Source organism: Pedobacter sp. UC225_61 (assembly GCF_044452285.1).
Lineage (GTDB): Bacteria > Bacteroidota > Bacteroidia > Sphingobacteriales > Sphingobacteriaceae > Pedobacter.
In genome coordinates, this window is sequence record NZ_JBIOAL010000001.1 from 1,912,306 (window position 1) to 1,924,065 (window position 11,760).

7 protein-coding genes are annotated in these 11,760 nt (G+C 35.8%); 3 read left to right on the top strand and 4 right to left on the bottom strand.

Going from position 1 to position 11,760, the window contains the following annotated elements:
• Positions 1–252: 252 nt before the first annotated feature.
• Positions 253–4,176: an MBG domain-containing protein gene (locus ACHMWN_RS08965; RefSeq protein ID WP_397299897.1), complete on the bottom strand. Its 3,924-nt coding sequence runs from the start codon at positions 4,174–4,176 to the stop codon at positions 253–255.
• 325 nt (positions 4,177–4,501) lie between these two features.
• Between ACHMWN_RS08965 and ACHMWN_RS08970 the strand changes: the two genes are divergently transcribed.
• The gene (locus tag ACHMWN_RS08970; RefSeq protein ID WP_397299900.1) at positions 4,502–5,650 is read left to right on the top strand and encodes a hypothetical protein; all 1,149 of its coding nucleotides are present in this window, start codon (positions 4,502–4,504) and stop codon (positions 5,648–5,650) included.
• Positions 5,651–5,671: 21 nt separating this feature from the next.
• On the opposite strand, the gene ACHMWN_RS08975 is transcribed toward ACHMWN_RS08970, so the two are convergent.
• Both ACHMWN_RS08975 and ACHMWN_RS08980 read right to left on the bottom strand, forming a co-directional pair.
• Entirely contained in the window at positions 5,672–6,340 is a 669-nt protein-coding gene (locus tag ACHMWN_RS08975) for a hypothetical protein (RefSeq protein ID WP_397299903.1), read from the bottom strand.
• A gap of 17 nt (positions 6,341–6,357) precedes the next feature.
• Positions 6,358–7,545, bottom strand: a complete 1,188-nt coding sequence (locus ACHMWN_RS08980) for a hypothetical protein (protein WP_397299906.1) — start codon at positions 7,543–7,545, stop codon at positions 6,358–6,360.
• A gap of 748 nt (positions 7,546–8,293) precedes the next feature.
• Here ACHMWN_RS08980 and ACHMWN_RS08985 point away from each other — a divergent pair.
• Together ACHMWN_RS08985 and ACHMWN_RS08990 are read left to right on the top strand one after the other, a co-directional pair.
• Positions 8,294–10,321, top strand: a complete 2,028-nt coding sequence (locus ACHMWN_RS08985; RefSeq protein ID WP_397299907.1) for an ATP-binding protein — start codon at positions 8,294–8,296, stop codon at positions 10,319–10,321.
• Positions 10,306–10,947 (top strand): response regulator, encoded by a 642-nt coding sequence (locus ACHMWN_RS08990; protein WP_397299909.1) that lies wholly within the window; start codon positions 10,306–10,308, stop codon positions 10,945–10,947. Before ACHMWN_RS08985 ends, ACHMWN_RS08990 begins: the two co-directional genes overlap by 16 nt.
• A 114-nt stretch (positions 10,948–11,061) precedes the next feature.
• Here the strand turns inward: ACHMWN_RS08990 and ACHMWN_RS08995 are convergent, their stop codons facing one another.
• Complete coding sequence (locus ACHMWN_RS08995; protein ID WP_397299912.1) at positions 11,062–11,463, bottom strand: hypothetical protein; 402 nt, start codon at positions 11,461–11,463, stop codon at positions 11,062–11,064.
• Between the last annotated feature and the right edge of the window lie 297 nt (positions 11,464–11,760).

Here is an 11,760-nt window from a genome sequence, read left to right on the forward strand (position 1 = left end):
ATCTAGCAATATTCAATATATTATCGATAAGCTTTAGCTTTATTTATTTACATGATGATCTTAAATAAGCTGCTTGTAAGAATATCGATACTAACAGATACAAAAAATAATACGCAATGAAACAATAAGCTGTGCCAAACTTAATAGAGTTGTAGGTGCAAATGATCATTATCAATTGGATAAACAATAAAAAAGGTAGCTTTCCTATTGAAAAAGCTACCTTTTTTATTGATTTAAATTAATGTTTTATTGCTATGGGATAATAGTTAGAGTCCCTTTAAGCTTTTCGTGTCCATCTCCTGGCTCAATCAAAAAGATGTAAGCATCCGTTGCTAATGCCTTCCCCTTGAATTTTCCATCCCAGCTGTTATCGTAGTTTCTTTTTTCAAATACAATTCTACCAGAAGAATCTAATACTAGAACATGGTTATTAGGATATAATTTAATATTTTTTATAATCCAATAATCATTTATCCCATCTGCATTTGGAGAGAGGATGTTAGTTATATCACTTAATGTTATTGGTATACGATTAGCATTTGATATAGTCATCTTACTGTTAACATATGTGATGTCATAATTATCTGCGATTGCCCCACTAACAGTTAAAGGATAAACCCCAGCTGGTGAATTAATCGTGGCGCTTGTTGTAATTGTAGGCTTAGCAGTCAATGCTTTTTCATCTTCTCCATACATAAATCCAAAATAGCTCACTGTAAATATTGGATTTGGTGCGCCAACTACTTTAACTTGAATATCAGCAGTAATAACTAATGGAGCTTTTTTGATGGTTAAAGTTTGCATGCTATTTGGAGCTGGGCTATATTTAGTATCTCCTGGCTGACTTGCAGTAATGGTTGCTGTTCCTGCCCCTTTTATATGAATTTTTCCATTTACAATTGTTGCAACCAAAGGATTACTGCTTTGGTAGGTGATTGGAATGGTACTATTTGAGCTAGTAGCATTTGGTGCAAAATCTGCTTCACCATAATTAGCAGTAGCTGTTGAAGGAAAATTTATGGTTTGCGGTGTGAGCACACTTGGGTTTGCTGTAACTTTTAAAGTACCAGGTGAGTAAGTGATTTGGTAATTATTTGATGTTGCCCCACTAACTGTAATAGGATAATCACCCGGTGTAGAACCAGTAGTGGCAGTTGTTATTAACGTAGCTTGTGTAATCAAAGCGGTTTGGTCTTCACCGTTTACGAAACCTGCATAGCTAGCAGTAAGTGCAGGATTTGCACTGCCTTCTAGTTTTGTTTTTGGATCAGCAGTAATGGTAAGTGGTGCCTTATTAACAGTGAGCACCTGAACCACATCTTGAGCACTGATATAGGTGGCGTCACCAGCTTGGCTGGCTGTAATGTTTGCTGTACCAGCACCTGTAATATGAAGTTTTCCTCCCACTATAGTGGCTACACTTGTATTGCTGCTGAGATAAGTAACTGGGATCTTACTATTTGAACTTGTTGCTGTAAGCGGTATATCGGCAGTGCCATAGGTAACGGCTGCAAGTGGAGTAAAATTAATGGTTTGCGGGGTTGTAGCCTGAGAGGTGATTGTTAAAGTTCCGGATATGTAATTGATAAAATAGTTTCCAGCAGTTGCAGCTGAACCTATAATTTTATACGTTCCTGGAGGCGATGCTGATGTAGCAGTGGTTGTAAAAACCGGTTGTGTTGTAAGCACTGTTTTATCTTGCCCCAATACGAAGCCTGTAATAGTACCTGTAAGTGTAGGAATTGGTGACCCTGCAGTAATAGATTTTGAATCAGCTTTGATATTTAGCGTTGCCTTTTGTACCTCTAATGTGCCTGTAACAGGACTGTTTCCATATCTGTTTACTGGATCTTTGAAAATGGCATTGCCTGGCTGATTTACTGTAATTACTGCGGTTCCAATACCAACAATATGAATTTTGTTGTTTATTATGGTTGCTATTTTCGGGTCAGAACTGGTATATGTTATTGGTATAGTTGGATTATCACTCCATGCATTCGGATCAAAATCCGGATCTCCGTATGTAGCAGCACTTTCTAGGTCAAAACTAATGTGCTGGGCTAACTTTTGATCGTCATACATATTCATCACGCCATTCACATAAACAATTTGATAGTTTGCTGCAGCAGCCCCACTAGCAACAAGTGGATAAGGGTTCCAGTTATTTGTCTGGTTTATTGGGCTTACGATAGGCGAATTTGCCGTAGCCTTAGTGGTTACAATAGGCAACTTGGTAAGTATTGTTTCGTTTTCTCCATTAACAAAGCCTTTGTAAGTTACCTTAAAAGTTGTAGGTACAGGGTCACCAACTTTCTTATAAACAACATCTGGTCTAATGGTAAGCATGGCTTTGTTAACTGTAAGGTTAAGCACGTATTCTTGGCCTGCAACACTTGCTTTAATAACTGTTTTCCCTGCGCCTACAATGTGAATCTTGCCTGCAACTATTGTAGCTACGCTTAAGTCACTGCTGTTATAAGGGATCGGCGGATTTGCAGATGCCGTACCTGCAGGATTAAAATCAGGTGCACCATACGTTGTAGTTAATTCCTTAGGATAACCGTTATTTAATGCTGGTACACTGCTTTCAAAAGCACCAATATCTATTGTGCCAGTTAACGTACGGGTTTTAGCATTTAGGTGTTTTACGTATTCTTCCAATACAGGATAGTTTGTAGCCGCAGTAGAAAGAGTTGTTCCGCCATCTATAGCATTTGAAGTAGATAAAAGCGAAAAGTCTTTATTTGCATAGTCTTTAAAACCAGGATCATTTACCCCCATATTGCCATAAATGTCATTGATATGTGTTACCCTACCAGCATTTGGTTTTTTTCCGCCACCTGATGTATTGTATTCATAGAGGTCAACTACATGAGGACTTAGCCAGTTGTTACGCATATTTACCTCCCCAGATAAGTTTGTAGAAAGGATATTAAGTTGGGAAGGAATAGTGCCTGCAGGAGAGCCAGGAACAGCTTGCCCATAGATGATATTGTTGCGCATATCTACTTTTGTAGTAATGGTAACGGTATCTCCACCGGCAATATCTCCACCATCTGCCATCAAAAACAGGGATACATCATAAGCTGCTTTGGAAGGCTTTGAAGGATCAATATTGTATGTTTTATTGCGTTCTATTACTACTGTATTGTTGTAAAAATGAAGCGTGCCAGGGCGATAGTATTTATATTCACCCTGATCACCGCCATAACGGATAAAGCGGGTTGCACCATCAACATCGCTAAAAATAACATTTCCATACATAAATGTTTCCTTGTAGCTGGGTAGCAGATCAAGTACGCCAATCCCACCTTGCGGCTCAGCAATTTGTACAGCATGACCAGCAGAGGCAACGATATAATTGTATCTGAATATGTTTCCTGATGAACGGTCTTTCAGTGAAGCGCCAAGTGCACCATCAATTAGCTTATCAAAAAAATTGTATTGATAAACTACGTTCTCAGCTTCTACATACAAACCGTGATCGTGAAAATCACCCACAACGCCGATTTTTGTAAATGTATTTTTCTCTATCAGGATATTTTTGGAATGAGCATGATACAAAAACTTGGAATTAATAAAAAGACCTATTCCACAATTATTGATGTTACAATTTCGGATTACTAGATCCTGCACTCTTTCTGCATAGATTCCTGCTGAAAATACGTCATACGGTATCTTGGTTTGAGGCGCACTTGCTGTTGTGAAAGTTTTTGTAGGATGGGCATTTCGAATTTCCAGATTATCGATTATAATATCATGTGGAATAGGACCATAAGAGCCAGCCCCGGTTCCAGGGCCAATAAAAATAAGTCCAAAAACATCAGTATTTGGAAAAGCCAGTTTTTGTGGGTTAGAGATGGCATTTTCTCCATCAATTATCGGTTTTTCTCCATTTGGTCCAGGAATACCTACGATAGTGATTGGATTCCCAGGTTCTCCGCTTGTGGAGATAAGAAATTTTTCTCGGTATGGGTTTGGATCATAATGAATATTCACTATGTCGCCTGCTCCAAGTGTATTCCAAGGAACGTCAGAAAGTTTTTTCATTGCCTGAGTAGGACCAACATGGTAATTTTTTTGAGCGAATGAGGTCAGATTACTAAAGGTAATCAGCAAGAAAAATAGCCGTATATAACCTATTCGGGTGATGAGTATAGATAAATTTTTATGCATATGGTTTGTGAATATTTTGTTGAGTTTATTTTTACAGGGCTTAGTGAAATAAGAATTATTCCAAAAACCAAAGTTAAGCCAGCTTAACAAGCAATAAAATCATCTTTTAAGGGGGTGTACTGAATACTATCTACAACCTTCTTTACAAGTCGTCCCTAAAAAGCAACTTAAAATAGCAAGGCTTTTAGTACAACCCTATTTTTTGGTCATTAACGATGAAAATGACGGACCGTAAATCACTAGTCCTTTAGGACTAGTGATATGATTAATACATTGATTTTGATTTATTTTTGAGGGTAGTATTGTTTGTATTAAACCTAATTTCATGAAAAATCAAACCATCTTATCCCTTCTTATTTGCTGTCTTTTTTTAATGTCTTGTTTTCATAAATCACCAGAAACTGCGGCTGCGGATGATGTTGCCCAAATCTTAATATGTGAAACAGGAACCCAAAGCTATTTAGTTAGTAAAGAGGAGATTTTTCAAGCTAGTTCTAAATCATCGGGACCAAGAGGAACTTACATATCTGGCTATAAACAATATCGTTATTCCGTACGGTCAGCAAATTCAGGCAAACTTCTCACACGTTTGGTTAGTGAACCAGATGCGGACTTTAATTTATTGGGTTTTGATGGAAAGTTGTTGTGGTGCTACAGCGCAGACCCTAAGATAGGTTTGCATGCAAGGAATCCCGTCTCGTTAAAAATCGTCATCAATAACAGCCGTATTATTGCACTCAATCCTGCAATCGTGCAAATGCCTGTAGTCCCATTATATCAAGCTTATCGTTTTTATCAATTTGATTGTGAGCAACAAAGTATTGTTTTATTAAATAATACTGGTTTTGTGTTTCGTTTAAATACCAAAACACTGTCGGCTTTAAAAGAGAAAGCAATGCCTGCAAACTTAAATCCAATTCTTTATTCACTATCATCCGTTGTTTATCTGGATGCTGAAAGACAAGTTTCCTTAACTTCAGATGTAAGAAACTATTTTCGGAAAGGTAATAGCAGTGGGTATTCTTTTTTGATGGGAAAGCTATTGGTAGAGAATGATAGGCAAAAAATTGCAGCTTTCAAACACCGTATACTTAGGGAGATAGGTGCAACTAAATGGGATGCGCTATCCTTGCAGTCAAGTTTGTCTGCAGTTAGCTTGGGGATAAATTCAAATACAGTGTATGTAATGGAAGCCACAGATCTCCAAGATACAGCTAGTATTCATTTGTCCGCACATCACGTAGTAGGAAATAGTTATGAAAAGAAATGGGGAAGTACGATTGGGGGAATTTATTACAACTATGCAGCTGCATTAAGAGCTAACCCCAAAGCGATGGTATTTTCTTCTGGAAATCCAGATTACGATTATGAATGGTTTGGAGTAACAAATGGAGTATTGGTAGGGGTAAGAATGCTGTATATGTTCGGACTAGATACTAACTCAGGAAAATTACTATGGAAAGTTAAAGTATAGGAACTACCCAGAGAGCCATTCCTATTCGTATTTCATCGCTATATAAATTTCGTGTTTGTATTTGGGTGTCACTATTTTTATTTCTTTTCCGCTCCTGTTTTGAAGCGTAATTTTTATGCCCTTTTTATAGATGGTTTCATTTTCTCTTTTGTAAACTATTTGGTCATCATCTTCACAATTTTCATATTCCTTTTTCACAATCATGCTACCAGTTGATAAATTAAAATCAACATGAACAAAATATTCACAGGGTTTTCCATCCATGCTAGAATAGCCGATTAAATAGAATTCTCCATCCTGATAGCGATATTTATCTGTATGCCCCCATTTCCAACTACTTCCTCCGCTTTGGGTGATGTTTAAAATGCCATTCTTAATCTCCAATTTTTCCAAAGGGTCGCCCATCGTTCCGCCATCCTGACTGCCATAAAGAGCCTGCTCAGATTTTTTCCACATCACCCATTTTCCGTTCTGCATCTTGTAAATTCTTAGTTCTCTTGGTATACTTTCATAGGTGTCATCTTCTTTCTTTGTATTGTAAGCTACAACAAGTTCTTTCTTGCCATCATTATCCAGGTCTCCTAAATTAGTTGTAAGAATAAAATAATTTTCAGGTTTAGGAATGCGCTGAGCGAAAATGGTGAGACTATTTAAACAAATGATGGCTAGTAATAGGGTTGTCTTTTTCATAATGTAGTAGTTTAAGCTTATAATTTTTTTGAGTACACTATCTTGCCAGACCCTAAATCGGCAACCATGAGATGCGCCATCTTTATGCCAATAAACTGGTTTCCATAAATTCCATACCATTCAAAATCTCTTGATTGAATACCCGCTCTGTATTTTTTTTGGAAAGGTGTCTTTGTTTTTTTTGCAACTAGATTGAAAAACACATCTGGAAAAGCTAATGTCCATCTCTTGTTATATTGCCCAGAATTAATAGCTATCTGGCTAATCAAAGCAGCACCACTATTACCAAAACTACTACTATACAATAGATAAACCTTGGTAGAATCACCACCAAGATTCTCGCCAGTAATGGTGCGGCGACTCCTATTCATCTTTTCATTGAAACTGGTGTTAAAATCTACTCTGGTTGGTTTTTTATAATTTGCAAGTGGTTTTTGCTCCCAATTTTTTTCGGCAATAGCAAGCTTAGTAGGATCTTGTTCTAGAAGAAATCGGCCAAACAGGTAGGGCACTTTAGCGGTTTTACCATCTTTAGTGATGTATTGTTCACTATTGCCTGTAAGTTTAAGAAGTTGTTTTGGGTTTAAAAAAACTGAATTCCCTGTGGGTTTCAGTTTTTTAGTAAAAGGTTTTGCTTTTTCTGTAGAAAAAGACTTTAGTGTTAGAACGTTTAATTTAAAGGTATTGCCACTTTTATTGATAATAGTTAATTGGGTATCTAGTGGGTTATAATGGTAATATTGGTATGTTTCTGCAACATCGGGTAGCGAAGAGTTAAGGCTTAAAATAGGATTAGTAAGGGCCATATCTTTTTGAGTTTGCAGAAGTGTTAAATCTGGAAGCCTTCTAGTGTGCAATCGATGTAAATTATCATAACACCAAATTTTACTTCCTTGAAAACCAATAATTTGGAAATCATCTGGTCCATTACCCGTTACCATTCTGTTTACTAAAAGGCCATTATCAAGTTGATAAACAGAATACCTAAAAATTGCCGATGCAGTAGAAAGTTTTAATTTATTTGTTCGATGCAATATGGTTTTATAAGTAAGCTCATGAACAATCAGCAATGCATTTTTACCTTCACCAGCTATCAGAACTGATTTGATTTCTGCAGCTTTCTCGATTTCTGGAGCATTTAATGAACAGGAGGAGAAAAGCAAGAATAGATAAAAACAACAGATAGATTTAATAGTTTGGTACATACAAATGGGCTTATTGAAGTTTGTTTTTTCCAGTAAGCAGGTAAATGCAAAAAAGAAGTGCACACGTAACACCTACACATATAGGTGATAAAAATAAAACTGCAGAGCCAGTACGCCCTTTGTGTTTTAGGTACATACTAAAAAAAAGTAAAAAAAGAATAATGAGCATACCTCCAACCCACTTTAAAGTGTCCATCGTCGATAGTTTTTGGCTCTCTTTCAGTCCAAGTACTCCAATCAAAAGATAAAGGTATACCAAAGTAACCAATGCGTTTATCACCCACATTAGTTTATATAAAAATAACATTTTCATTTATTATGTAAGTTTTGCTTTAGATAGTAACTAAAAGAATGTTAAACATGCTGCTAAATTAGTGTAGCGGTGGTAGGTATAAAATGCTCTTTTAAGGGGATATTTAATCTATTTAGGAATTAAAGGGTGATAAAACTGCACATTTGATGTTTTCGATAACCTTTTTAGCGTATTTTTTTAGACGCATTGGGCATATTATACATCATAAATCATCCTAAAAGATGATTTATTGCCGCTCTTAATCCCCTTACCTTTGTAAGCACCAGAATTTACAGTATGAATGCTTTTTCATACTTATGCGCCTTAACTACTTGATTTTAATTGATATAACTTATAATGTTCCCCATCTACAGGTCCCGGTTTAGTGTCTTAGCATTATTTCTCTTTCTAGTCTTGCCGGGTTTTTGTTTTGGTCAAAATCGTACGATTGATAGTTTGAAAAAAATAATACAGTCATCCGGGAACGCAAAAGATCTATGTGCTGCTCATAATTTATTAGCCACAGAACTCACTCGTTATGATATCAATCAAGCAAAAGATCATTTGCATACAGCAATCATCCTAGCAAAATCGATCAACTGGGATTTACATGTTGCCTATAGTTATACGGAGTTTGTAAATATCTTTAAAAATACAGCGGTAACAGATAGTGCTGAATATTACTTAGAAAAACTTAGACAACTCTCACTTCAGCATGGCTCAAACTCTTCAGATGATATAAAAATAAGGTCTAATTATAATGCCGTGAAAGGGCTTATGCTTAAAAACGAAGGTAATTACAAGGCCGCAATACCTTTTCTTCTTCAGGCATTAAAAGAAAGTGAAATAGTGAAAAACCCACTATCTGTAGCAGGCCAATCTCTAAATATTGGTAATACTTACCTTAAATTAGGAGCTTATGAAACAGCGCTTAATTATCATCTAAAAGCATTAGATGGGTTTTTAAAAGTCAACAATAAAAAAGGTCAATCTTTTTCTTATCAAGCTATTGGCGGAGATTTTATTGCATTACAACTGTATGATAAAGCATTGGGTTATATCACAAAATCAAGCAAGATTAAAATGCTTTTAAATGATAAACGTGGTTTATGTTCTTCAAATATAACCTTAGGTCAAATCTATCGCGGATTGAAAGATGCTGAAAAGTCGTTGAAATATTTTCGAATGGCACTTCACATTGCTAGAGAAATGCAACTCTTCTCAGAAGAATACGAAGTGCTTATGGAATTGGGTAATACCTATTTAGAAATGAATCAGTCCCTAATGGCATTGAATCAATTTAAGCTCGTACGTAAATTAGCCATTAAATCTGGTGATGAAATTAAAATTAAAGCGATAGAGACAAAGCTTAAATTTCTTCAGCCTACGTTGGTTTCAGATACAGGTTTGGAGAAAAAACTGTTTGAAAACATCCATCAGTATGCTAAAGATGGCAATAAAGCGCAAGAGCTTGAAAGTTATAAATACTTAGTGAAATTTTACGAGGAGAAGAATGACTTTAAAAAAGCCTTATTTTATAATGAGCAATACCATGATAAAAAAGACAGTTTGGTAAGTTATAAACTTGCCATGCAACTAAAGAAAAAGGAAGAAGATTTCAATTTGGAAAGACGTGAAAAAGAAATCATTTTGCTAAAAAGAGACAAAATTATAAGCTTAGCTGCTTTAGAAAAGCAAAGAGTTATTAAGTATTCGTTGGTTTTTTTTAGTGTCATTATAGGATTTGTGTTACTGCTGATCATTTATCGAAGAAACACCATTCACAAAGCCAATGCCGTTTTAGCATTGGAAACTATGCGGATGTCTATCGCAAGAGACCTCCATGATGATATCGGTTCTCGACTGACCAATATCCAACTCATGACAGAACTTATTCGTAATCCTAACATAGTTAAAAATTCACAGAAAGATTATATCTTAGCTATCCGGGAAGAAGTAATGGCATCGACAGAAGCGTTGGATGAAATTGTTTGGAACATGAACAGTAAATCTGCTATCGATTCTAACTTGATTGTAAGAATGAGAAGATACGCAGGAGAGCTCTTTGATATGGGTACAATAGATTATCAAATGAATATGGCTGATGAGCTCGTTGACAAACAATTCTCTCACGAAAAACAACGAGACATTTTTCTTATGTTCAGAGAAATATTAAATAATATCCGCAAACATGCGGAAGCCCAAAAGGTGCTCGTAGAACTTAAAACTGGTAGCAATAACATTTGCCTTAACATTACAGATGATGGCAAAGGGTTCGATTTATCTAAAACTGAACATAAAAGAAACGGTCTTAAAAATATTAAAAGTAGAACCGAAAAATGGAACGGGAAGCTCATCCTTTCTTCAAGCCCAGGGCTAGGAACACAATTTACAGTAACTATACCTAAAGATCATACTCCTTGTAAAGGAATACTATTATACATCCAAAATTTAATGTCTAAAATAAAATGGAACAGAAATTAGTCATCTTCGAAGATAATGAAGCCCTTAGGAATTCATTGGTTTATCTGCTTAATTCTCATACCGATTATGTGGTTGTTGCAGATTTTAACAATGTAAATGATGTGAAAAGGCAGATAAACCTATACAACCCTGATCTAGTTATTATGGATATTGATATGCCAGGAAAGGATGGCATATCAGGGGTGGAAGACATAAAGGAGACAAGGCCACAAACAACCATTATTATGTACACACAGTTTGAGGATGATGAAAGGCTGTTTAAAAGTATATGTGCAGGGGCAGATGGTTATATCTTGAAGAAGACCTCACCTGAAAAACTCTTTGATGCAATTGCAGAAGTACTTAACGGAGGGGCTCCAATGTCTCCTATGATTGCAAAAAAAGTAATCAGTTCTTTTAAAACCTCACGTCAAAAGGATACCATTCAAATAAAATATGATCTCACAAAAAGGGAAGCGGAAATTTTGCAATTACTCACCAAAGGCTACAGTGTTAAATTGATTGCGCATGAAATGAATATTGCTTATGATACTGCTCGATCTCATTTAAGGAACACGTATAGAAAATTACAAGTAAATTGTGGTAAGGAAGCAATTGCTATTTTACTAGCTTCAAAGATCATTTAAAGCATAGGGTAGCAAGTTAGCTTGTTATACGAGTATAAGCCTATTCATTTAAATTGGATAAGTTTTTTTGCAGGTTTTAAATGGATGAATAGTTAACGCATCGCTATATGATCCTTAAAAATTGTTAATGTATGTTTGTATGGCAGCTTTAAAGGTTTCTGGATCTGGAAAAGCAGCTAAGTCTAAAGTAGTGGATGGTAAATCTCCAAATTTTTCAGCTAAATAGTTGTGCATCCATTTAAACTCTTCTGATCCTTTGATTGTCTTTCGTCCATTGAAAAGTTTTTCAATAGCGGCAATTAAATGTGGAGCACATTTCCAACTATCCCCTTCCTTTTGTATCACCCCAAGGGCTACTAATTTAGCGAGTGAGGGTACCACTTCTTCATATGCTGGAATAGAGTGATCCATATAATCCCAATAAGAAATAATATTTCCAAGAGTAACTCCTTTGGTATCAAACTCCATGTTGCGTACGCATTGAAAAGTCATAATGTCATGATGTGAAAAATTCATTACTCTTATTTTTTAAGCATAGGAAGTGATGATTTCTTCGCTAGCGTCTACGCACTCACTTTTATCATAAAAGCTATTTATAATTCTATTAATTATTAATGCTGTATGCTTTTATGTATTCAAATGTATAGCGTATTTGGTAGTAATCCAAAAGAATAGGGGTTACAAAATCGTATTGATTAGATGTTTACACATATATAACAAGATCAAAAATCTTGTTTGCACCCTGTTATCACCTTGTTTGCACCCTGTGAACTCCTTGCTTAAATCGCATGTGTAAACAAGTAAATAGGGAAA